Genomic DNA, 23322 nt, shown 5'->3' with positions numbered 1-23322 from the left:
CCGCAGTGGGCGGCCCCTCAAGAACAGAAGTTGGAGTCACAGATGTCGAAATTTCAAGCGCGCCTTGTACTGCTGCTGGTGGCGGCCACGCTGGCTGGCACCGCCCTGGCGGCGGATTGGCCCGCCACCCAGCCTATCAAACTGATCGTGCCCTCGGCCGCCGGCGGCACGCCCGACCAGACCAGCCGAAAACTGGCCTACTACCTTCAGGACAAGCTCAAACAAGCGGTGATCGTCGAGAACCGCCCCGGCGCGGCAGGCACCATTGCCATGCAGGCGGTGGCCACCGCCAAACCCGACGGCTATACGCTGGGCTTCGGCAATATCGTGACCATGGCCATCAACCGCAGCCTGATTTCCAAGATGCCCTACAACCCCGATAAAGACCTGGCGCCGGTGGCCGTGCTCTCGCAGGTGCCCAATGTGCTGGTGGTCCGCCATGGCCTGCCCATCGCCTCGGTTCGCGAATTGGTCATCTATGCCAAGAGCCACCCGGGCAATCTGACCATGGGTTCCGGCGGCAACGGCACCACCAGTCACCTCAGCGGCGAAATCCTCAAGGAAAAAGCCGGCATCAGCTTCAGCCACATTCCCTACCGCGGGGCTCCGCAGGCGCAGACCGACCTGATCGGCGGGCAGATCGACTTCATGTTTGACAACCTGCCGTCCATGGTGGGCGCGATCCAGTCGGGCAAGGTGCGTCCGCTCGCGGTTACCAGTAAACGTCGCTCGGCGCTGCTGCCCAACGTGCCGACCATGGAAGAGGCGGGCATTGCAGGCTTCGAGGTGGTGGCCTGGGGCGGCATTGTGGCACCGACGGGCACGCCTCGGTCGGTGATCCTGCGCCTGAACCGTGAGATCAACAACTGGCTGCAGGCACCTGCGACCAAAGCCGAATTCGCACAAGTGGGGCAGGTCGCGCTTGGGGGAACGCCCGAGTTTTTCAAGACACATATTGACAGCGAGGCGAAAAAATGGGGTGACGTGATCCGCAACGCCGGAGTAAAGCTTGACTGAATGTGCCTGGCCTTTCGCGTAGGCCTGCTGTTGCGTTTCGGCTATTCGCTTCACACAAGGATGCGCTGACAGGCGCAACCACATACCAAAAACAGACCCCAAGGACAAGCATGTTCAGTTCCCCCGTCCCCGCTACCCAGGTTCTCGCGCACTGGGCTGCCACGGTCCCCAGTCAATGGGGTGAATCCACCCTGCGCACGGCGGAGCACTCCCTGGAGGACACCATCGTCGCCATGGTGGCGGGTGCTGGGGATCCGGTTTGCGCCTCGGTACGTGCGGGATTGCGTGTCGCGGGACCGGTCCCGGTGGTGGGTAGCAACACCGGGACTTGTGCCGCCTTCAGTGCATTGGCCAACGGCACGGCCGCCCATGCGCGGGAGTTGGATGAGATGTTTTTCGTCGCCGGTGGCCATTTTGGCTGCGCTGTGATCCCAGCCATCCTGGCGCAAGCGCACGAGATTGATGCCACGCTCGATGCGGTGCTGGATGCACTGATCGTCGGAAGCGAGGTGATGGCCCGCGTCGGGATGGCGATGGACCGGTCCCATGCCGAAAAAGGCTGGCATGGTACTCAAACCATTGGTGTAATTGCTGCCGCAGCCGCTTGCGCCAGACTGCTTGGGCTGGGCGTCGGCGGTATGACACACGCCCTCAGCCTGGCTGTTTCCATGGCAGCTGGACCCAAGGTCCAGTTCGGCACCGACACGAAACCCGTGCATGCCGGACTGGCGGCTCAAGGCGGTGTGCTGGCCGCATCGCTTGCGGCCTCAGGCGTCACCGGCAGCGATAAAGCCCTGGAAGGCCCGCATGGGTTTGGCGCACTCTATGCTGGGGGCTTGGCGGCCGACTGGCGGTCCATGACTGCAGTCAACGATGGCCCGCTGGCGATCGACAGCCACGGCCTGGGATTCAAGCTGTATCCCAACTGTGCGTCCACACACCGCTGTCTGGACGCGTTGCAAGCCCTGGCCACGGAACACCGATTCGGCATGGAGGACGTGGAGCGTGTCGAAACATTGGTCGGGCGCGTCAACCTGGTGAATCTCAAATACCCGGAGCCGAGGGATCCCCGCGAGGCCATGTTTTCCATGCCCTACGCGGTGGCAACGATGCTCCGTTATGGCACGGTCACGTTGGCCGACTTCACGCCGCAAGCGGTGCAAGACGACGTGACCCGGCGCCTCATGCCACGCGTCGAAATGCGCCTGGATTCGACACGCGTGGAAACCGCAACGCAGCTGCTCCCCCACACCACAGTCGTAACCTTGAAGGACGGACGACGCCTGGAGCGTGTGGTTCACCACGCCAAAGGGTCATTCCTGAATCCGTTTTCGCCGTTGGAGCGGCAAATCAAATTCGAACAATGCACCATGGGCATCCTTCCGGAAGAGCGTTTGGCACCGCTTCGCGACAACCTGGCTCGACCGCAAGGCGTCAAGGTCCGCCAAGTGCTCGCTCTGCTGCAGTTCGAAGCCCGGGTTGATGATGGCGCGCGTTTCGGCCGTCCATGAGGAGGCGGGTCGGGCCCCCTTCCTTGATCCATGGAATCCAGCTTGCTCAGGCGGGCCCGAACCCGACGGTTCCCCCGCGCGGATCACAGCCGAAGCGGCGCTGGCAACGGAGAGTCCGCGACCGTGTTGCAGCAGGTTGACCACTGATCGATATCCAAGTCCGTCAGATTCGCGGCACAAAGGAAACTCTCATCATGCACAACCGTTGTTTATCGTCGGCTTTCGCCGAGGCCCTGATGGCACTGGCCGTGGGGGCCCTTGTGACGGGAGCCGGTCCGGTACTCGCCGCAGAGATCATAGTAGGCCAAGTCGCCCCCATGTCAGGGCCGGAGGCCGGTCAGGGCCGCGCTTACGCCGCCGGCATGCAATTGCATTTCAACGCCATGAACAAGGCCGGTGGCATTAACGGTCATAAGTTCACACTCTTGCGCAAGGATGATGGCGGGAGGCCCGACGACACGGTCACGTTGACCAAGCAGATGATTGCTGAAGATAAGCCACTGGTTCTGGCCGGTTACTTTGGCGGCAAGAATGTTGCAGACTTGGTGTCTGCGGGAATTTTGGCAAAAGAAAAGATCGCTCTGGTGGGCTACCGTACTTCGGAGATTCAGCCGGACACCCCCTACCTGTATAGCGTGCGGGCAGGCCTGCGCGACGAGATTTCCAAACTCATTGAGCATTTGGCCACCATCGGGATTAAGCGCCTGGGGCTTTTCCATGAGGCTGGGCCGGGCTCAACTGCGGTAATCGCCGCGGCCGAGGAGTCAGCTAGGAAAGTCAGAGCGACGATCGAAGGACGCGCCTCCTACGTCGCCAACACGGTCAACGTCACCGACGCCGTGGACACTTTCATGAACATGCAGCCGCAAGCGATCATCATGGTTTCCAGCGGGTCTGCTGCGGCTGGCTTCATTGAGAAGTACCGTATCGCAGGTGGCGCGGCTCAACTGCTTTCGCATTCGGGCGCCGACATCGAGCAACTCTCGAAACGACTGTCTCCGGAGCAGATGCAAGGTGTGGCTATCGCCCAAGTGACGCCAAGTCCGTACAAGGTCTCCAGTCAGCTAGTCAAGGAATTTACTGAGACCGCTGCCAAGACACCCAACCTGGAAGTGCCTGTGAGCTACGCCATGATGGAGGGCTATATTGCCGCTCGCGTCATTTCTGAAGCGATACGCCGCCAAGGCAGCAGGCCCAGCCGCGAGGGGACCGTTCTAGCCTTGGACGGCATGAGTAATTTTGACCTGGGTGGTTACTTGATCAGCTTTAAACCGGGACAGCACTCTGGCTCCAGCTTCGTCGAGTTATCCATCGTCACCAGTGCTGGCAGGATTCGTCAATAGTGCCATTGATCAGTTGGGTAATAGCAGCCCCCGGCGATTTACATATTCCTCCGGTACTGCCCACCCACCTCGAGCAGCGCATTGGTGATCTGCCCCAACGAACAGACGCGCACCGCCTCCATCAACACCTCGAACACATTGAGGTTTTCGATCACGGCCTGCTCCAGGCGCTTGAGCGTCGAATCCACCGCGCAAGGCCTGCACATCGCGGTTCACCGTGAGGGCGCGCAGCCGCTTGTGCAAGACAGTCTCATCCTGCTGATGCCGGCGGCTGAGCGGCGAACGCTGGATTTTACTGGTGCAACGTTGGTGCAGGACCAACTGGAAGAGGCAGGCGCCTGGAGGCGGCTGACCCTGAAGCTCTAGCGAGGCAAGGACGAAGTCCTAGCCCGCATGGCTCTGGGCCTTGTAGACCAGCCAGGAGCCCGACTTCTGCTTGCGCAGGTAGAAGCGAACCGAACAATCAAAAAAATCCACGCTGACCTCCACCGGGTCAGGGTCTTGGTTGCCGGCCAGCCGGCGAAGGCGGTTGCCGTTGGTCTGGAACGGTGTAAACCCGGTCGGTTTGACGCAGCGGCGCAGGCGGGCTTTCCAGCCGGCGTCAGTGTCCACCCCTTCGATGTACGCGTGGGTCGCTGCGATGGCCTCCGCCGGCCTGTGTTCGCACTTGATCCAGAAGGCGAACAGAGCCGCGCCGGCGAAAGGCGCGGCGAGAATGGAAATCAGGATCTTTCGCATCAGGCTGAGCTGCTCGCGGTCGCTTGCTCAGGCCCGCTTCTTGAACATGGCTGACGCACCGCTCGCCGCGCGAATCTCTTCGGCCGTGGCGAGCAAAGCTTCCGACAACTCCTCCATGCGCGCCTCGGTCAGGCGCACCAGCGGGCCGGCGATGGTGACCACGCCTATTGCGCCTGTGGGTGACATCACCGGTGCGGCCATCGCCGTCATCTGCGGTGCAAACACTTCGTTGATCATGCTGAAGCCACGCTTGCGTGCTGCCTGCACATAAGCCAGCAGCGCCTTGACGGTGGTGGGGGCCTTGGGGCCGAAGTCTTTCGGCAAGCCAAAGCCCTGCCCGGCAACGAGGCGCATGGCTTCTTCGTCGCTCATGGTCGATAGCCAGGCGTGGCCGGCGGCGCTGCACGAGAGGCGCACCGACAAGCCCATGTCGGGGTCATAACGCAGGCCGCGGCGTGCGCCCTGAGCCTTGGCGACAAAGGTGAGGTCGTCACCGTCGACCACAGCCAGACGCACCAGCTCGCCCGATTCTTCGGCCAAGCTGTCGAGCAGCGGCTGTGCCACATCGACCACGCCCGACGCGCTCAAAAAGCCCAAGCCTAGCGACACGAGCTTGATGGTGAGCACGTATTCGCCCTGCTCGCGCACCTGGCGCACATAACCGCAGCGGCACAGTTCGGCCAGCAGGCGGTGGGTGGCGCTGAGCGGCATGTTGAGCGTGGCGGCAAGCATGGAGACGGTTTGCCCCTCGGGGTGCACGGCCAGATGCTCCAGGGTTTTGAAGCTTCGTTCGAGAAGGGTGCTCATGGGCAGGAAACGGTTTTGGGCAGGGGCATGGACGGTATTTGGCCACGTCGTGAGGTCGGGCGAATCACAAAATGATAATGGTTTTCCATTATGGAAAGATTTTCCACTTTAATTGATGATCCAGCCTGCCCTGATGGTGGCGCGCGTATCGGCGCCGCCGGTTCGCTCACTTTCCCCTATTCAAATCCGAGACAAAGGACCTTCCATGACGTCGATGCCCTCCACCCGTTTCACCCGCCGCACCCTCGCCCTGGCCGCAGCCGCCCTGTTGGGCCTCTCGACCGCCGCCATGGCCCAGGACATCCAGGAACGCACCATCAAGTTCGGCCACCTGAACAACCCCGACCACCCGACCAGCCTGGGCGTGCGCAAGTTCGCCGAGATCGTCGCCGCCAAGAGCGGCGGCAAGATCAAGGTGCAGGAATTCGCGGCCTCCCAGCTCGGCAACGAGTTGCAGCAGCAGTCCGCACTGCAGGGCGGCGTGCAGGAAATGCTGGTGGCCTCGACGACGTCGCTGAACGGTATCGTCAAGGAATTCGGCCTGCTCGATTTTCCCTTCCTCTTCGCCAATGCGAAACAGGCCGACGCGCTGGTCGACGGTCCACTGGGCAAGATGCTCACCGCCAAACTGCCTGAAAAGGGCGTGATGGTGCTGGGCTTCTTCGACCTGGGCTTTCGCAACGTCACCAACAGCAAGCGCCCCATCATGAAGGGCGCCGACCTGGAAGGCCTGAAACTGCGCGTGATCCCGAACCCGGTGTTCCTGGAGACCTTCAAGACCTTCAAGGCCAACCCGGTGCCGATGCCCTTTGCCGAACTGTACGGCGCGCTCGAAAGCAAGGCTGTGGATGGCCAGGAAAACCCCTTCGCGGTGATTGCCTCGAGCAAGTTCTACGAAGTGCAGAAGTACGTGAGCGGTACCAACCATGTCTATGCCACCAACCCGATCCAGATCAGCAAGCGCTTCTGGGACAAGCTCTCCGCGACGGAGCACAAGATCCTGCAGGACGCCGCCATCGAAGCCCAAAACTGGCAGCGCGTGGTCAGCCGTGAAGTCTCGGCCAAGGCCCTGGGCGAGCTCACGGCCAAAGGCATGCTGTACAACGATGTGCCGCCCGCCGAGCTGGCCAAGATGCGCGCCGAAGTGCGTCCCGTCTACGAAAAGTTCTCTGCCGCCTATGACCCGGCCATCGTCACCCTCTTCAAGTCCGAGCTGGAACGCGTGTCGAAGTTCTGAATCCCATGAAAATACTTGTCCTCCACGGGCCGAACCTGAACCTGTTCGGCCGCCGCGAACCCCACATCTACGGTACCACGACGCTCGCACAGATCAACGACATGCTGGCACAACTGGCCGGGGAACTGGGCGTCACGCTTGAAACCATCCAGTCGAACCACGAAGGGGCGCTGATTGATTTCCTGCACCAGCACATCGACACGGCGCAGGGCGCGCTGGTCAACCCCGCCGGCTTAACGCAGCATGGCGTGCCGCTGCATGACGCGATCAAGGCCATGCCTTTCCCGGTGGTCGAGGTGCACATGTCGAACCTCGCGACACGTGAGCCCTGGCGCCACCACTCGATCATCTCGCCGGCTGTGAAAGGAACGATCCAGGGCTTCGGCCCGCGCTCGTACCTGCAGGGCCTTCGAGTCGTGACCGACATCGCGCGCGAAGCGCAGGCCCTTGCCGCGCAAAACTGACATGGACAAGTTCGTCGACAAGGCCTGCAAAGGCATTGAGTTCCTCATCGCCTTCGGCTTGGCCATCATGGTCGTGCTGGTGTTCGGCAACGTCGTGTTGCGCTACGGCTTCAACTCGGGCATCACTGTGTCTGAAGAAGTGTCGCGCTGGCTCTTCATCTGGGGTACCTTCCTCGGTGCCCTGGTGGCGCTGCGTGAACACGGCCACCTCGGCATCGACATGGTGGTCGGGCGGCTGCCGGTCATGGGCAAGAAGATCTGCCTCATCATCGGCCACGCGCTGATGATCTTCATCGTAGTGCTGCTGGCCATGGGCAGTTGGGAGCAGGTCAAGATCAACTGGGACGTCACGGCGCCGACGACCGGCTGGTCCATGTCCATCGTCTACCTCTCGGGTCTTGTGTTCGGCGTGCTGGCATGCGGCTTGCTGGTGCTGGATTTGTGGAAGGTCGTCACCGGCCAGCTGTCGGATGACGAACTGGTCATGGTGCAGGAGTCGGAAGAGGCCGTGCAGCTCAAGCAGGTGCTGGACGATGCGCGCCAGCCGGACAACACCGCAGGAGCACGGCCATGACCATCCTCATTTTCGTCGGCTCGCTGCTGGCCACCATGACCCTGGGCATTCCCATTGCGTTTGCGCTGCTGGCCAGCGGTGTCGCCCTGATGTGGCACCTACAACTGTTCGATGCGCAGATCCTGGCGCAGAACCTGGTCGGGGGCGCCGACAGCTTCCCGCTGCTGGCCGTGCCGTTTTTCATGCTGGCCGGCGAGATCATGAACGTCGGCGGCCTGTCGCGCCGCATCGTCAACCTGGCGCTGGCGCTGGTCGGCCACGTCAAGGGCGGGCTGGGCTATGTGACCATCATGGCTGGCTGCCTGCTGTCGGCGCTGTCGGGCTCAGCTGTGGCCGACGCGGCCGCGCTCACCGCGTTACTGCTGCCGATGATGGTCAAGGCAGGGCACGAGAAGGCGCGCGCTGGCGGCCTGATCGCCGCCGTCGGGGTGATCGGCCCTGTGATCCCGCCCAGCATCGGGCTGGTGATCTTCGGCGTGGCGGCCAACGTGTCGATCTCCAAGCTCTTCTTCGCAGCCGTTGTGCCGGGCCTGCTGATTGGCGGCGCGCTCTGGATCACCTGGGCCTGGCTGGTGCGCAGCGAGAAGATCGTGCCGCCGCCGCGCAAGTCGGCCACCGAGATCATGACGGCCTTCCGCGATGCCACCTGGGCGCTGGTCCTGCCGGTCATCATCCTCGTCGGCCTGCGCATGGGCGTGTTCACGCCCACCGAGGCAGCCGTGGTGGCCGCCGTCTACGCACTTTTTGTTTCCATCTTTATCTATCGCGAGCTCAAGCCTGCGCAGCTCTACGGTGTGTTCGTGTCGTCGGCCAAGACCAGCGCCATCGTGATGTTCCTGATCGCCGCGGCCATGGTCAGCGCCTGGCTGATCACCGTCGCCAACCTCCCGGGAATGGTGGTGGACCTGCTCAAGCCTTTCATGGGCAGCCCGATCTTGCTGATGGCCGCCATCATGGTGCTGGTCATGGTCGTCGGCACGGCGATGGACATGACACCCACCATCCTGATCCTCACGCCAGTGCTGATGCCCGTGGTCAAGGCCGCAGGCATAGACCCGGTCTACTTCGGCGTGCTGTTCATCATCAACAACTCGATCGGGCTGGTGACGCCGCCGGTGGGCACGGTGCTCAATGTGGTGGCGGGGGTCGGCAAGATCAGCATGGACGACGTCACCAAGGGTGTCATCCCGTTCATGATCGCCGAGTTCGCGGTGATGTTCCTGATGGTGGTTTTCCCCAAACTGGTCACGGTTCCGGCCAGCTGGTTTTACTGACATGGCACTTTTAGGCAACGCTGCAGTCGCCATGTGGTGGGACATCCTGCCCGCGCAACGCGAGGAGTTCCAGGAGTGGCACTCCCGCGAACACTTTCCGGAACGCATGGGCATCGAAGGCTTTCTGCGCGGTTCACGCTGGTCCAATATTGACGGAGGAACAGGGTTCTTCGTGATGTACGAGCTGGCATCGTATGACACCCTCACCTCTCCCGGCTACCTGCAGAGCCTGAACAACCCGACGCCGTGGTCAGCGAAGATGATGCCGCACCACCTGTACATGGTGCGCAGCCAGTGCAAGCTGCTCAGCAGTTTCGGGGGCGGGCTGGGCAAGGCGGTGCTGACGATCCGCCTGTCACCTGCGGATGGCCAGGCAGAGGCTCTGCTGGCCTGGCTGGAAAAGCTGCTGGCCCGCCAGACCGACAGCAGAGGCATCGTCGGGGCGCACCTGCTGCAAACCCGAACGCCGGAGGCAGCCATGACGCAAGAGCAAAAAATCCGCGGCGGGGATGCCGCCGCCGACTGGATTGTCTTGCTGTCGTCGTATGAGACGGAGGCCCTGCAACACGCCCTGGCCAACGAATTGTCGCCACAGCGTCTCCAGGCTGCAGGCGCCCTTGCGGCCATGACACATGACATCTACGCGCTTTCTTATTCACTGGGGAAGCATGACTTGAAACCTGCCGCGCAGGGCGGGCAGCGTAAGTCCCCGTCATCCAGTTTCTTTTCTTTCAGCCACGCAGGCAGGTAGCGGGCTGTATGGGCTGACTACATATTCCGCCGGTACTGCCCACCCACCTCAAACAGCGCATTGGTGATCTGGCCCAGTGAGCAGACCCGCACCGCTTCCATCAGTACTTCGAACACGTTGAGGTTTTCGATCACGGCTTGCTGAAGGCGTTTGAGCATGGCGGGCGATTCGGCGGCGTGGCGGCGGTGAAAATCTTCCAGGCGCTTGAGCTGGTTCTGCTTTTCTTCTTCGGTCGAGCGTGCGAGCTCCAGCTTGTCCTGCACCGCGTCGCCGTGCGGGTTGCGAAAAGTGTTGACGCCGATGATGGGCAGCTCGCCGGTGTGTTTGAGCATCTCGTAGTGCATGGACTCGTCCTGGATGCGGCCGCGCTGGTAACCGGTTTCCATCGCGCCCAGCACGCCGCCGCGTTCGGCGATGCGTTCGAACTCCAGCAGCACGGCTTCTTCGAGCAGCTCGGTGAGCTCCTCGATGATGAAAGCGCCCTGTGAAGGATTTTCATTCTTGGCCAGGCCCCATTCGCGGTTGATGATGAGCTGGATGGCCATGGCGCGGCGCACCGATTCTTCAGTCGGCGTGGTGATGGCTTCGTCAAACGCGTTGGTGTGCAGCGAGTTGCAGTTGTCGTAGATGGCGATCAGCGCCTGCAGCGTGGTGCGTATGTCGTTGAACTGGATTTCCTGCGCGTGCAGGCTGCGGCCCGAGGTCTGGATATGGTATTTCAGCTTCTGGCTGCGTTCGTTGGCGCCGTATTTTTCTTTCATGGCCACGGCCCAGATTCGACGCGCGACGCGGCCCATCACGGTGTATTCCGGGTCCATGCCGTTGCTGAAGAAGAAGCTGAGGTTGGGCGCAAAGTCGTCGATGTGCATGCCGCGCGCGAGGTAGGCTTCAACAAAGGTGAAACCGTTGGACAGCGTGAAGGCCAGCTGGCTGATCGGGTTGGCGCCGGCTTCGGCGATGTGGTAACCGCTGATGGAGACGCTGTAGAAGTTGCGCACCCGGTTGTGCACAAAGTACTGGGCGATGTCGCCCATGACTTTCAGGCTGAATTCGGTCGAGAAGATGCAGGTATTCTGGCCCTGGTCTTCTTTCAGGATGTCTGCCTGCACCGTGCCGCGCACGTTTTCTTGCACCCATTCGCGAATCTTGGCAGCCTCGGTCGCCGTCGGGTCGCGGCCGTTGTCTTTTTTGAACTTGTCGAGGTTCTGGTCGATGGCCGTGTTCATGAACATGGCCAGAATCGTCGGCGCCGGGCCGTTGATGGTCATCGAGACCGAGGTCGAGGGGTTGCACAAATCGAAGCCGTCGTACAGCACCTTCATGTCGTCCAGCGTAGCAATAGAGACGCCCGAGTTGCCGACCTTGCCGTAGATGTCGGGCCGCAGCGCCGGGTCGTTGCCGTAGAGCGTGACCGAATCAAACGCAGTGGACAGGCGCTTGGCGGCCATGCCCTCGCTGAGCAGCTTGAAACGGGTGTTGGTGCGGAAGGGGTCGCCTTCGCCGGCGAACATGCGGGTCGGGTCCTCGCCCTCGCGCTTGAAAGCAAAGGTGCCGGCGGTGTAGGGGTAGCTGCCGGGTACGTTGTCCAGCATCAGCCATTTGAGGATTTCGCCGTGGTCTTCGTACTGCGGCAAGGCCACCTTGCGAATGGTGGTTCCTGAGAGGGATTTGGTGGTCAGCGCGGTGCGGATTTCCTTGTCGCGGATTTTCACCACGTATTCGTCGCCGGCGTAGGCAGCCTGCATGTCGGGCCACTGGGCGAGCAGGGCGCGCGCGTCGGCATCAATGCGGGCCTTGCGGTGGCCGGCCAGGTCCAGCGCGGCTTCGGCGGCGGGCGCGCGGTCGGGCTTGTCGATCTTGAGCATGGCGGCGGCGGCTTTGAGTTGCTGCACCTCGCGCGCCAGCTGAGCCTGCGCGCGGGCGCGCTTTTTGTAGCCGCGCACCGTGTCGCTGATCTCGGCCAGGTAGCGCGTACGCGCGGCCGGCACCACAGGCGTCTGATTGGTGCTGTGGCGGACCTCTGCGGCGGGCAGCATGCCAGCCTCAAGCGCCAGGCCCAGCGCGGCCAGGCGTGGTTTGAGCGCCTGGTAGAGCGCGGTCACGCCGTCGTCGTTGAAGCGCGCGGCCATGGTGCCGAACACCGGCATCTTGTCGGCCGGTGTGCCCCATGCTTCCTTGTTGCGCTGCACCTGCTTGGAGACATCGCGCAGGGCGTCGAGTGAGCCCTTGCGGTCGAACTTGTTGATGGCGACGAACTCGGCGAAGTCCAGCATGTCGATTTTTTCGAGCTGGCTGGCTGCGCCGAACTCGGGCGTCATCACGTACATGGGCACGTCCACATGCGGCACGATGGCGGCGTCGCCCTGGCCTATGCCGGAAGTTTCGACCACGATCAGGTCAAAGCCTGCACATTTGCAGGCGGCGATCACGTCGGGCAGCGCCTGGCTGATTTCAGAGCCGAAGTCGCGTGTGGCCAGCGAGCGCATGAACACGCGTTGTCCGCTGTCGGCGTTCTTCTGACCAGCCAGGGGAACAGTCCAGGGATTGATGGCGTTCATGCGGATGCGGTCACCCAGCAGCGCGCCACCACTCTTGCGGCGTGATGGATCAATGCTGATGACTGCTACGCGCAATTTGTCGTTCTGGTCCAGGCGCAGGCGGCGTATCAACTCGTCGGTCAATGAAGACTTGCCGGCGCCGCCAGTGCCCGTAATCCCCAGCACAGGGATCTTGCAGGTGGAGGCCTGCGTGCGGACTTTGTCCACCAGTGCCGCGTCGGCCTTGCCATTCTCCAGCGCCGTGATCAACTGCGCCAGCGCCCGCCAGTTCATCTCTCCGTGGCCTTCAATGGCCGTGACGTTCTTGGGCGCGAAACTGGTCAGGTCTTTGTCGCAGCGCATGACCATCTCGCCGATCATGCCGGCCAGGCCCATCTTCTGGCCGTCTTCGGGGCTGTAGATGCGGGTGACGCCGTAAGCATGCAGCTCGCGGATTTCGGGCGGCACGATGACGCCGCCGCCCCCGCCGAACACCTGGATGTGTTCGCCGCCGCGGCTTTTGAGCAGGTCGACCATGTACTTGAAGTACTCGACATGCCCGCCCTGGTAGGAGCTGATGGCGATGCCTTGCGCGTCCTCCTGCAGGGCGGCTGTGACCACTTCGTCCACGCTGCGGTTGTGGCCCAGGTGGATGACCTCCGCGCCCATGCTCTGCAGGATGCGCCGCATGATGTTGATGGCGGCATCATGACCGTCAAAGAGGCTGGCCGCCGTGATGAAGCGCACTTTGTGAGTGGGGCGGTAGCTGGCGAGCGCTTTGTATTCAGCGGACATGTCGGTCATGGTTGTCTCCGGGCGGCGGTTGGACCGTCGATCTGTGATCTGTTTGATTGACGTTTACGTAAACGTCAATCTTAGCCGGTAAGCCGGCGCCGATCAAGTGTGCGCCGTGTAGCGGTGCGAGCAAAAAAAAGGACGCGGAGCGCCCCTCTTTGCCAAAGCCTGGTACCCAATGGCTTCCGGCCTGTTTACCCGTACAGGTATTTAGGCAGCCAGAGCGTCAACCCGGGCCAGATGTACATGAACACCATGCACAGGATCACGATCAGCATGTAGGGCATCATGCCGGCGAAGATCTGGTTGATGGTCACATGCGGTGGCGACACCCCCTTCAGGTAGAAAGCCGACATCGCCACGGGCGGCGACAGGAAGGCCGCTTGCAGGTTCACGAAAACCAGCACGCCCCAAAGGATCGGATCGATCTGGAAATGCTGCAGCAGCGGCAGGAAGATGGGCACGAAGATCACGATGATCTCGGTCCACTCCAGTGGCCATCCCAGGACGAAGATGATGGCCTGCGACAGCAGCAGGAACTGCAGTGGTGTCAGATTCATCGACATCACCCATTCCTCGACGACGCGCTGGCCGCCCAGCAGAGCGAAAACCGCGGAGAAGAGTGCTGAACCCACAAACAGCCAGCACACCATGGAGGTCGTCTTGCAGGTCAGGAACACCGCCTCCTTGATTTTCTGAAAGTCCAGCGTGCCGGCATGCCAAGCCATAAGAAAGGCGCCGGCCGCGCCGACGGCCGCCGATTCGGTGGCGGTTGTGATGCCGAACAGGATGACCCCCAGCACGACGATGGTCAGCAGCGCGAGCGGCATGACCGAGCTCACCAGCATCCGCAGGATCTCGAACTGCTCGGCGTCGAAGCGCCGGTAGTACCACAGCAGCAGTCCCGCCATCAGCACGCAGGCGATGGCAAAGCCCGTGTAGAAGGACTCGGGCACGGGTGCGGTCTGTGGCCCCGAACCCGAGGGCTCGCCGATTTCCTGCAGTGGTGCGTCGGCGGTGGTTGCTGCTGTCGATGGCTTCGCATCTTCCGATCCCGGCGGCGCCTGCAAGCCGCCGGCTTCGGCCGGCTCCTTGGCCGTGTCGCCGGGTTCTTTCAGCCCTTCTTCCGCAGGTGGTTCCTGGACTCCGCCGGTGACTGCGGGCCCCTGCAGGCCTCCTCCTGTCGGCGCTGCGGCCTTGGCGGCGCGTGCCGCCGCCACCTGGGCGATGTTGTCGGCCTGCGAATGGATGACCACATACCACCAGGTGCCGCCCAGAGTCGCCAGCGCGAACACCACCGGCACCAGGGCAGTGCCCAAGCTGCGCAACAGGAAGCCGCGGCTGACTTGGGCGCCCGCCTGCAGCGCCTTGCCCGGGGCCGCGATGGCCATGGCCAGCGCCGGCAGCGCCCTGCGTGAATAGGCGGCGGTCACCTGCTGCAGCCAGGGTGGCACCGGCGCGCGGTTCTGCTCCGGCGGCAGCTTGGGCGCGATCTTGGGGTTGAGCATGACCCAGCCGACGATGTAGACCAGGTAGAGCAGGGCCAGGAAGAAGCCGGGGAACATGGCCGCCGCGTAGAGCTTGACCACGGACTGGCCGGCGACGGCGGCGTAGACGATGATCATCACCGAGGGCGGGATCAGGATGCCCAGCGTGCCGCCGGCGGTGATCACGCCGGCCGCCAGTCGCGTGTCGTAGCCGGCGTTGAGCATGGGCCGCATGGCGATCACGCCCATCAGCACCACCACAGCGCCCACCAGGCCACTGGCGATGCCCCAGAACGTGCAGATGATCAGGGTGGTGACCGCCAGTGAGCCGGGCACGCTGCGGAACGCCAGCTGCACACTATGGAACATCTTGTCCACCAGCGCGCCGCGCTCCATCACATAGCCCATCAGCACAAACAGCGGAATCGATAACAGGGTCTCGTTAGTCATCGCTCCAAAAGCGCGCTGGACCATCAGGTCGAAGATCCTGTTTTCCCAAAAATGGGTGGACGGATCGTAGAAGGCCACGAAGCCGAACGCCATGCCCAGGCCCATCAGTGTGAATGCGGTGGGAAAGCCCATCATGATGACGACCACGATCAGACCGAGCATGGTCATGCCGAGTACTGCGTTGCTCACTTGGAGACCTCCGCCCTGTGGGCTGCGGTGCCAAGAATCTTCGGAACGGCCGGGCGATTCATGTTCAACCTTTCAGGCCGGCGGATTTTTCGATGGCCAGCCGCTTGGCTTCTTCATCCACAAACTCGCTGCCGGCCAGCTGCTGCGCGACCACATCGGATTCCTGGGCGTCCTTGAGCCGAGGTGTCCAGATGCCGGTGCGGATGCAAACGACGCAGCGCAGGATCTCGGACAGCCCCTGCATCAGCACAATGGTGCCAGCCACCGGGATCACAAACTTGAACGGATACAGCGGGATTGGGGTGGCGTTGAAGGTTTGTTCGCGCATCGCCAGTGACTCATTGAAGTATGTCCAGCCGGCCCAGGTCAGCGCCATAATCCCGGGCAGGAAGAAGACGATGTACAGGACCAGGTCCAGCCAGGCCTGCGTGCGGGGCTTCAAGTTGCCGTAGAAGAAGTCGCCGCGCACATGGCCGTCATGCGCCAGCGTGTAGGCGCCCCCCAGCATGAACAGCGTGCCATACAGCATGTTATTGACGTCGAAGATCCACGCGGTGGGCGCGTTGAGCGCGTAACGCTTGAAAACTTCAGCGCAAACGACCACCATGAGGATCACGATGAGCCAGGCGGCGGCCTTCCCGACCCAGGTGCTGATGTGGTCAGCCGTGTGAAGGATTTTTTGTGTATTCATTTTGAACCGGTGTTCCCATCAAAAAGGCCAGCCATCCCGGGTTGGACGGCTGGCCGGCTTCGCCGGGGCTCGCAGGCTCAGGCTTTCTTCTTGCCGAAGGAGTGGTTGTAGGCCATCTTGAAATCGACCATGTAGTCGTTCTGCCAGGGGATTGTGCGTGCGGCGTAGGCTTTCTGCGAGTCGATCACCTTCTTGAACAGCGGGTTGGCCTTGGCTTTGTCCTCGATGATCTTGTCCCAGGCTTCCAGCTGTGCCTTGAGCACGGCGTCGGGCGTCTTGTAGAACTTGATGCCCTGCTTTTTCATCTCGGCGTAGTCGGTGGAGTTACGGTCGATGGCCTTCCAGCTCATGTCGGCGCTGGCCGCCTGCACGCCATAGTCGATGATCGCCTTGAGTTCGGCCGGCAGCGCGTTGTACTTGCCTTTGTTGAACAGGATCTCGAATTGCTCCCCGCTCTGGTGAAAGCTCTGCAGCATGCAGTTTTTGACCACGTCCGGGAAACCCAGAACGCGGTCGGAGCTGGCGTTGTTGAACTCGGCCGCGTCGATCAGGCCGCGGTCCAGTGCCGGCACGATCTCACCACCGGGCAACGGGTTCACGGAGGTGCCCATCGCGGTGAAGATATCGACCGACAGGCCGACCGTGCGGAACTTCAGACCCTTCATGTCACCCACCTTGGCGATCGGCTTCTTGAACCAGCCCAGCGGCTGCGTAGGCATGGGGCCGTAGAGGTATGACACCACATCCATGCTGATCGACTTGTAGATTTCTTCCAGCAGCGCTTTGCCGCCGCCATAGTTGTGCCAGGACAGGACCATGTTCGGGTCCATGCCGAAGGCCGGGCCGGAGCCCCACAGGGCCAGGGCGTTGTTCTTGCCATAGTGATAAGCCACCACGCCGTGTCCACCGTCAAGGGTTCCCTTATTCACAGCTTCCAGTAGCTGAAAAGCCGGCACCACGGCGCCGGATGGAAGCACCTCGATCTTCAGTCGGCCCCCGGCCATGTCATTGACCTTCTTCGCGAAATCGTTGGCGTATTCATGGAAGATGTCCTTGGCCGGCCAGGTGCTCTGGAAGCGAAAGGACGTTGTCTGCGCCATGGCGACCATGGGGGCGGACAGGGCGCCGGCGGCAATCGCGGCGCCTTTCAGCAGGCCGCGCCTGCGGGGGCTTTTGCTCTCGGTCATGACTTGTCTCCTGTTGTTTCGAAAAATATAAGAGGACTCATCATTCCGTCTTGCCCATTCCTTACAAAGAGGGTTTCCACCAACGCTACAGGTTGTTGCCCCTTCTCAGGGTGAAACTGTTTGTGCGTGACCGACAGGAGCCCGCGAGGAGCTCAGGTGACTTTCAGCCCCCTGAGGGCCGGATCGCCCGGCGGAAAGCGTAGCTTCAGTTCCAGCAACCGGGCCCGGACGAGGGTGGCGATCATCAGGTTGCGATGCGTCTTGGAGTCAGCCGGCACCACGGTCCAGGGTGCCCAAGGAGTGCTGGTGGCCTGAAGCAGTGCTTCGTAAGCCTTTTGGTACTGCTTCCACTGTTTGCGAACCTCCAGGTCGCCCGCGCTGAATTTCCAGTGTTTGGCGGGGTCATCCAGTCGCTCCTGCAGCCGTTGCTTTTGCTCATCGGGACTGATATGCAACATGAACTTGAGGATCACCGTACCGGTTTCCGAGAGCATGCGTTCGAAGTCGTTGATGTGCCGGAACCGCTGTGCTGTTTGTGCCGGTGTGATCCATCCGTTGACGGGCGGCACCAACACATCTTCGTAATGGCTGCGGTTGAAAATCGCGATCTCCCCCGTGCCCGGCATCTGTTGATGGATTCGCCACAGGTAGTCATGCGCCCGCTCGTCTTCCGTCGGCGCCTTCCAGCTGACCGTCCGTACGCCCAGCGGGCTGATGCGCCCAAAGACACCGCGCAATGTTCCGTCCTTGCCTGAGGTGTCCGTTCCCTGCAGGACCACAAGAAGTTTGTAGCGTTTGTCCGCGTAAAACAGGTTTTGCAATCCGTCAATCTCCGTGGCCAGTGCTTCGACGGCAGCTTTATCGCGTAGCTTGTCGCCCGTCGAGAACGGCTTGGCGGCCGGGTCAAGGCTGGCAAGAGAAAACCCCTTGGGCTTCGACGGAGAGGGTTGCCAGGGGGCTACGGTTTTGGCCAGAGCCTTGAAGCTTGCCTTGCCAGGCTGTACCTTTTGTGGAGAAGGTGTGTCGGCGTTGCGGGGCATCGGGGTCTCCTGCAGTTCATGGGTAGGGTGATTGTGCATGTCACACCTGCGCCAGGGATGCGCGGCCTGCCTATGCCCTCACTGTCTGGCGTGTGGTTGCAGGGGGATAAACTTGATCTGCTGGTTTCGGGTCGCTGTCATGCGGTGCATGCATGCCCGATATGCCTGTTGATCAACACCCCGAACTGAGAGGCCCTGTGATGAAAAAAAACACTTCTGCAAATGGTTCCGCGCGACCTGGTGTCCAGCCTGTTTCCGGGTATGCGGGCGATATTTCTGCACAGCTGGCTTTTGAATGGATGCAGTCGGGCGAGGCGGTGCTGGTGGATGTACGAACTGACGCCGAACGCGAATGGGTGGGCTATGTGCCCGGCGCTGTCCCCCTGGCCTGGAAGCAATGGCCGGGCATGGCAATGAACGCAGGATTCGAGGAGGGGCTGAAAGCTGCCGTGCCCGCCGGCAAGAAGGCAGTGCTGTTGTGCCGCAGCGGCGTGCGTTCGGTCGCGGCGGCCAAACGCGCGACCGAGCTGGGCGTCGAGGCTTACAACATCCTCGAAGGTTTTGAAGGCGATGCTGATGACCAGGGGCAGCGCGGCCGCAAGGGAGGCTGGCGTTTTCGGGGCTTGCCCTGGAAGCAGGGCTGAAATTCCGGTAAAACCCTGGATTGAAGCAGTCCTGTGCGTACCTTTGGTAACTTATATATGTAAGTGAATGGCGCATTTATTTCACAAAAATGAAGTGAATAGTTCGCATGACTTTGTCTGAAGTTTGATGTATGGGGGTGCCCCCTGTTAGTTCTGACAGGGGGTAAGGCGTATCAATTTGTTTGAGCGCTTTCAATGGGGTTCCTCTTTTTAACGGAGTCCCCATGCAAGTACTCGAACGCAAACTTTCCCCTGACACCGCGCACTTTTCCAACCCTGCCCTTGGGGCCCAGCTGTGCCAGCGAATATCCCGCGACTTCACGCCGCGCTGGAACCACCAGTGGAGCGGAAAGTTCATGCTTCATGGCAAAACACCGGACTCCAATGCCATCCGGCTGGACGGCAACGACTACCTCAGCGTCACGGGCCATCCGCACATCGTTCACGCGCAGGTGGAAGCCTTGCGCAAGGAGCAGGAGTTTGTGGTGCAGTCCGGTGTCTTCCACCTGAACCAGCATCCCACACACACGCTGGAGCTGGCACTGGCATCCTGGGTCGGCAAGGACGACGGCTTCATTTGCCAATCGGGTTATGCGGCCAATGTCGGCCTGCTGCAGGCGATTGCCGATGCGCAGACCCCTGTATACCTTGATACGTTGGCCCATGCATCGTTGTGGGAAGGCGCCCATGCGGCGCGCGCCCCGGCTTTCGCTTTTCGCCACAATGATCCGGTTCATCTTGCCCGGATGATCGCCAGGAACGGCCCGGGCATCGTGGTGGTCGATTCCGTGTACAGCACCACGGGTGCCATCTGCCCCCTGGGGGAAATTGTCGATGTGGCCGAGCAGCACGGCTGCATGATCCTGGTGGATGAATCGCACTCGCTGGGCACACACGGCCCGGAAGGTGCGGGGCTGTGCGCCGAGTTGGGCCTCACCAGCCGCGTGCACTTCATCACCGCCAGCCTTGCCAAGGCTTTTGCGGGCCGGGCCGGCTTTTTTACCGCGCCGGCGCACATGCGCTATTACATTCTCTGTTCAAGCTTTCCCAATATCTTCAGCTCCAGCCTGCTGCCGCACGAGATTGCCGGCCTTGCAGCCACGCTGGAGGTGATCCGCAACAGCGACGATGCGCGCGCAAGGCTTCACGCCCACACGCGCAGGTTGCGGTCTGCCTTGAGCGAGCTGGGCTATCCCATCCACCAGGGCAGCCAGCAGATCATTGCGCTGGAGGTTGGACTGGAATCCGACACCATGGTGTTGCGGGATCGGCTGGAGGAGCGCAACGTGTTTTCGTCGATGTTCTGCGCGCCGGCCACCAGCAGCAAACGCGCGATGATGAGGTTAACCCTGAATGCCGGGCTGATGGATTCCGAACTGGACCATGTGGAAGCGGTCGCACGCGAGATCGCGCCGATCGTGAAGCCATGGGACTGGCCGATTGCACGGCGCGCCCGGGCCGGCCAGGAGGCATGATGCCGGCGTCAGTCCTGAAGGTGTCTCTCACCCGAGGTGGCAATAAATCGCTCGTGGCTGCTCATGAAGCCGGGGTTAAAAGGCTCGCCGACGGTAAAAAGCGCCGCATGAAGCACGGTCGGACCGGAGGCGATGGCGAAGGCCTGGCGCGGCTGGGGTTTGTGGCCGGCGCCCAGCGCCAGCTGCAGTTCCAGGTCGATGAGTTTCCTGCCTGCCGCCACGTCCTTCACGGTCGCGGCATCCCAGCCTTGCGATGCCGCCATTTCGGCAAGCTCTGGCAGGTTCCCGGCGGGTTCCAGCTGCAACCAGCTGACGCTGCCTTTACGGTCAAGGGCCAGCACACCGAAGGGTGCACCAATCACCACATGCTCGATCCAGCCTTGCCGCAGTGCCAGGTTTTCCAGCTCCTGCGCGACGGATGGTTCGCACAGCAGCGCATGCTGCGTGCGGGACAGCGTCGCCCGCCAGGTCTGCTGGTGCCGGGGATCGGGCTGTCGCAGCAGCGCCTGCACCGCATCGGTCAGGCGCAGCCGGATCTCCGGAGATTGCTTGGGAATGAATTGTTCGATCAGCCCGCGGTTGAAGGCCGACACGGCAAGTTGCTCGTCGGCCCGGCCTGTCAGCAAAACGCGCGAACCCGACCAGCCGGTCAGCTCGCTCAACACCCTCAGCCCGCTCATGGCCGGCATGGAATAGTCCACCACACAGACCTGCGTGAGCGCAAATCGCGCCGTGCCGTCTTCCCGCCAGTACTGCAGGATTTGCGGGATCAGGGCCGTCCCCTCGCGCCATCGATTGATGATTTCCTGCTGGCGCCAGGCATCCGCTTCCCAGCGCACCGGCTCCTGGAGCAGCAGGTCTATACACGCCACCGGGCGCAGGAACAGGCGTACACACCAGTCCAGCGGCATGACTTCCGCGAGCATTTCGAGATAATCCGGGTCGTCGTCCAGGAAAACCACGCCTCCGGGACGGCGGTAAAGTGCAAAGGACATGTTGTCAGTCTAGCGCGGGTTGTCAAAAGCAAATCATGTGCAAGGTATCAGGCCGTAATCGGCAGCTCGATGGTAAAAGCAGCTCCCACGGCGAACTCTGATTTCACATGAATGGTGCCACCTGCGCTTTGTACCACTTGCTGGCAAAAGGCCAGGCCCAGGCCATGCCCCGTGCCGCGGTTGCTCGAGAAGAACGGCTTGAAAATCTGCGGCAGCAAGGCAGCGTCGATACCCATGCCCTCATCGGCCACCATGATGCGGCCGCGCGCCTGCGTCCTGCCGACTTCAATGCGCAGGGCGCCGTGCGGGTATTTCGAGTCAGCCGCCATCAGGGAATGCAGCGCGTTCTTGATGAGGTTGTCCAGCACCTGGGAAAACTGTGTGGCGGAAGAACGGAAGGTGAAGTCATCGTGAACAAGCACCCGCACGCATTCCCTCTGGCGACTCGACTGGTAGGGATACGCCGCCACGACATCCTGGACCAATTTGCCGGCCGCGACCTGTTGGGTATGCCGTGGCAGCTGCAGCAGCTTGGCATTCGCGATCTGTGTGTCGATCTGGTGGTTCATGTTTCGAACCAGTGCGTGAAGGCGCAGCGCCAGTTTGTCCAGCTGCAGCGCGCGCGGGTTGTCGGGCTGGCGCTGTACCTCCAGCTGGATCGCATCGCCCAGCAGGGCTGCCGTCGACAGCGGCGTGCGCAGCTCGTGCGCCATGATGCCGATGGTAGTGAGCGTGCTGGAAAGCTGTTCCCGCCGCAGGTTGGCCGAGGAAAGGTTCAGCACCAGCGCGATCGACCAGGCAAACGCAAATACCACGGCATGCACGGTGCGCTGGTCTTCCGGCAGGGAGGGAACCGCCGGCCCCACGTACAGGAACATGACCCAGGCCAGCCCCCCACCGGTGATGGTGCCCAGGGTCGCCAGGCGCCAGTCAGTGACATGGTAGTAGATCAGCACCATGGCCGCCAGGGTGGCCAGCCACACGGTATTGCTGCCGTTGCACAGGTACATCCAGCTGAACAGGACCGGCAGTTCAAGCCAGAACACCACGCCAAACACCCGTTGCGCCAGCCGGCTTCCCGGGTCATGGTTGACGCGTTTGGTCATCAGGCTGTAGCCCAGCACGCTGGCCACGACGCGCAGCGGCAGGTTTTCATAGGGCTGCGGCAGCCAGACCGACCAGATCCAGGCGAACAGGGCGTTGCCCGAAAAAAAAGAAAGACCCAGCCACCACAGCCGTCGCGGGGATGGATGCAAAATGGGCTCCAGGGGCGCAAGGATCAGTTCCTCGCGCAGCCACTGAAGCAGGGGACGCCGCGCAAGCCACGCGTGAAAGCGAGCGCTCCTCACGTTAAGAACTTCTCCAGCACAACCGGGAACCTGACTGATGATGCATTTGACATTTGACTGTATTGTCCCGGTTCTCATCTCGTCAAGCTAATGCTGTTACCTGCCAACTTTGACAGCGTCAGCCTGGATGGCGTCATCAGCGACTGGCTGTGCGCCCTTCGCGAGTTCTCGGTCGAAGCGCTCCTGGTGCTCGGCCCCGACCCGTTCGGGGGGCAGGAAGACCGGCTGGTGCTGGCCATTCACCCTCCGCGCCTGCTGGATGCCGCCGAGGCCCTGGCCGAGAGCCGGGACTTCGGTGCCCCGTGGCGCGACTCCGACGCACCTCTTGTTGCCTGGCAGGATATTTCCAAAACCGCTTTCGAAAGCCTGGGCCGCTGGCGCCGGTTGTGGCTGGCTCACGGTTACCAAAGTGTGGTACGCATCGCCTTTCCATTGACGGTGGGGCGGGCCTTTGAATGCTACCTCTTCAGCCCGCGCCAGTGGCATGACCGCAGCGAGGCGGCCTTGCTGGCCTGGTCGGCCCTCAACATCTGGCCGCTGCTCAAGCGCGCGCTGGCCGAAGCGCGCAGTCCGCTGAGCCCGCGCGAACTCGAATGCCTGAGCCTTGCCTTCCAGGGGATGACGGCACGCGAGACCGGCGAGTTGCTGGCCTGCAGCGAACGCACGGTGAACTTTCACCTCTCAAATGCCATGACCAAACTCAAGGTCGACAACAAGCTGGCCGCCATCCAGCGCGCGTGCTGGTTCGGATTGATCTGAGCGTTCTT

The 23322-nt window shown here is 62.0% G+C and carries 22 protein-coding genes; 12 read left to right on the top strand and 10 right to left on the bottom strand.

What is annotated here, in order from left to right:
• Positions 1 to 42 precede the first annotated feature (42 nt).
• The 3 genes from ACXJKE_RS14440 (at position 43) to ACXJKE_RS14430 (ending at position 3871) form a co-directional block, all read left to right on the top strand.
• Positions 43 to 1017, top strand: coding sequence for a Bug family tripartite tricarboxylate transporter substrate binding protein (locus ACXJKE_RS14440; protein ID WP_457281290.1), 975 nt, complete (start codon positions 43 to 45; stop codon positions 1015 to 1017).
• Between the two features lie 110 nt (positions 1018 to 1127).
• The gene (locus tag ACXJKE_RS14435; protein WP_457281289.1) at positions 1128 to 2528 is read left to right on the top strand and encodes an MmgE/PrpD family protein; all 1401 of its coding nucleotides are present in this window, start codon (positions 1128 to 1130) and stop codon (positions 2526 to 2528) included.
• A 194-nt stretch (positions 2529 to 2722) separates the two neighbouring features.
• The gene (locus tag ACXJKE_RS14430) at positions 2723 to 3871 is read left to right on the top strand and encodes an ABC transporter substrate-binding protein (protein ID WP_457281288.1); all 1149 of its coding nucleotides are present in this window, start codon (positions 2723 to 2725) and stop codon (positions 3869 to 3871) included.
• Between the two features lie 38 nt (positions 3872 to 3909).
• On the opposite strand, the gene ACXJKE_RS14425 is transcribed toward ACXJKE_RS14430, so the two are convergent.
• Complete coding sequence (locus ACXJKE_RS14425; RefSeq protein WP_457281664.1) at positions 3910 to 4059, bottom strand: hypothetical protein; 150 nt, start codon at positions 4057 to 4059, stop codon at positions 3910 to 3912.
• Between ACXJKE_RS14425 and ACXJKE_RS14420 the strand changes: the two genes are divergently transcribed.
• Positions 4043 to 4237, top strand: a complete 195-nt coding sequence (locus tag ACXJKE_RS14420; RefSeq protein ID WP_457281287.1) for a hypothetical protein — start codon at positions 4043 to 4045, stop codon at positions 4235 to 4237. The genes ACXJKE_RS14425 and ACXJKE_RS14420 overlap by 17 nt on opposite strands.
• Positions 4238 to 4255: 18 nt before the next feature.
• On the opposite strand, the gene ACXJKE_RS14415 is transcribed toward ACXJKE_RS14420, so the two are convergent.
• Positions 4256 to 4609 (bottom strand): hypothetical protein, encoded by a 354-nt coding sequence (locus ACXJKE_RS14415; protein WP_457281286.1) that lies wholly within the window; start codon positions 4607 to 4609, stop codon positions 4256 to 4258.
• 27 nt (positions 4610 to 4636) lie between these two features.
• Entirely contained in the window at positions 4637 to 5416 is a 780-nt protein-coding gene (locus ACXJKE_RS14410) for an IclR family transcriptional regulator (protein WP_457281285.1), read from the bottom strand.
• Between the two features lie 205 nt (positions 5417 to 5621).
• On the opposite strand from ACXJKE_RS14410, the gene ACXJKE_RS14405 reads away from it, so the two are divergent.
• Genes ACXJKE_RS14405 through ACXJKE_RS14385 form a run of 5 tightly spaced genes read left to right on the top strand, consistent with a single transcriptional unit; the run spans position 5622 to position 9716 of the window.
• Entirely contained in the window at positions 5622 to 6653 is a 1032-nt protein-coding gene (locus tag ACXJKE_RS14405; protein ID WP_457281284.1) for a TRAP transporter substrate-binding protein, read from the top strand.
• Between the two features lie 5 nt (positions 6654 to 6658).
• Positions 6659 to 7117 (top strand): type II 3-dehydroquinate dehydratase, encoded by a 459-nt coding sequence (locus tag ACXJKE_RS14400; RefSeq protein ID WP_457281283.1) that lies wholly within the window; start codon positions 6659 to 6661, stop codon positions 7115 to 7117.
• Position 7118: 1 nt separating this feature from the next.
• Positions 7119 to 7691, top strand: a complete 573-nt coding sequence (locus ACXJKE_RS14395) for a TRAP transporter small permease (protein ID WP_457281282.1) — start codon at positions 7119 to 7121, stop codon at positions 7689 to 7691.
• Positions 7688 to 8965 (top strand): TRAP transporter large permease, encoded by a 1278-nt coding sequence (locus ACXJKE_RS14390; RefSeq protein WP_457281281.1) that lies wholly within the window; start codon positions 7688 to 7690, stop codon positions 8963 to 8965. Before ACXJKE_RS14395 ends, ACXJKE_RS14390 begins: the two co-directional genes overlap by 4 nt.
• Before the next feature lies 1 nt (position 8966).
• Entirely contained in the window at positions 8967 to 9716 is a 750-nt protein-coding gene (locus tag ACXJKE_RS14385) for a hypothetical protein (protein ID WP_457281280.1), read from the top strand.
• Between the two features lie 17 nt (positions 9717 to 9733).
• Here ACXJKE_RS14385 and icmF read toward each other — a convergent pair whose 3' ends face one another.
• The 5 genes from icmF to ACXJKE_RS14360 form a co-directional block, all read right to left on the bottom strand.
• On the bottom strand, positions 9734 to 13057 hold the full coding sequence (icmF, locus tag ACXJKE_RS14380) for a fused isobutyryl-CoA mutase/GTPase IcmF (RefSeq protein WP_457281279.1): 3324 nt from the start codon (positions 13055 to 13057) through the stop codon (positions 9734 to 9736).
• Between the two features lie 185 nt (positions 13058 to 13242).
• On the bottom strand, positions 13243 to 15174 hold the full coding sequence (locus ACXJKE_RS14375) for a TRAP transporter large permease subunit (RefSeq protein ID WP_457281278.1): 1932 nt from the start codon (positions 15172 to 15174) through the stop codon (positions 13243 to 13245).
• A gap of 64 nt (positions 15175 to 15238) precedes the next feature.
• Positions 15239 to 15865, bottom strand: coding sequence for a TRAP transporter small permease subunit (locus ACXJKE_RS14370; protein ID WP_457281277.1), 627 nt, complete (start codon positions 15863 to 15865; stop codon positions 15239 to 15241).
• 77 nt (positions 15866 to 15942) lie between these two features.
• Positions 15943 to 17052 (bottom strand): TRAP transporter substrate-binding protein, encoded by a 1110-nt coding sequence (locus ACXJKE_RS14365; RefSeq protein WP_457281276.1) that lies wholly within the window; start codon positions 17050 to 17052, stop codon positions 15943 to 15945.
• A gap of 152 nt (positions 17053 to 17204) precedes the next feature.
• Positions 17205 to 18092: a PPK2 family polyphosphate kinase gene (locus ACXJKE_RS14360; RefSeq protein ID WP_457281275.1), complete on the bottom strand. Its 888-nt coding sequence runs from the start codon at positions 18090 to 18092 to the stop codon at positions 17205 to 17207.
• Between the two features lie 200 nt (positions 18093 to 18292).
• Between ACXJKE_RS14360 and ACXJKE_RS14355 the strand changes: the two genes are divergently transcribed.
• Together ACXJKE_RS14355 and cqsA are read left to right on the top strand one after the other, a co-directional pair.
• Positions 18293 to 18736: a rhodanese-like domain-containing protein gene (locus tag ACXJKE_RS14355; protein WP_457281274.1), complete on the top strand. Its 444-nt coding sequence runs from the start codon at positions 18293 to 18295 to the stop codon at positions 18734 to 18736.
• A gap of 224 nt (positions 18737 to 18960) precedes the next feature.
• Complete coding sequence (gene cqsA, locus ACXJKE_RS14350; RefSeq protein ID WP_457281273.1) at positions 18961 to 20211, top strand: alpha-hydroxyketone-type quorum-sensing autoinducer synthase; 1251 nt, start codon at positions 18961 to 18963, stop codon at positions 20209 to 20211.
• An 8-nt stretch (positions 20212 to 20219) separates the two neighbouring features.
• On the opposite strand, the gene ACXJKE_RS14345 is transcribed toward cqsA, so the two are convergent.
• A complete protein-coding gene (locus ACXJKE_RS14345; protein ID WP_457281272.1) occupies positions 20220 to 21206 on the bottom strand; it encodes a response regulator in 987 nt (328 codons plus the stop codon).
• 47 nt (positions 21207 to 21253) lie between these two features.
• On the bottom strand, positions 21254 to 22462 hold the full coding sequence (locus ACXJKE_RS14340) for a sensor histidine kinase (RefSeq protein WP_457281271.1): 1209 nt from the start codon (positions 22460 to 22462) through the stop codon (positions 21254 to 21256).
• Between the two features lie 183 nt (positions 22463 to 22645).
• On the opposite strand from ACXJKE_RS14340, the gene ACXJKE_RS14335 reads away from it, so the two are divergent.
• Positions 22646 to 23314, top strand: a complete 669-nt coding sequence (locus ACXJKE_RS14335; RefSeq protein WP_457281270.1) for a helix-turn-helix transcriptional regulator — start codon at positions 22646 to 22648, stop codon at positions 23312 to 23314.
• Positions 23315 to 23322 lie beyond the last annotated feature (8 nt).

It is taken from the genome of Polaromonas sp. P5_D5 (assembly GCF_054049435.1).
The sequence above is the reverse complement of the archived record's forward strand: the minus strand, read 5'-3'. Positions and strand labels throughout refer to the sequence as shown.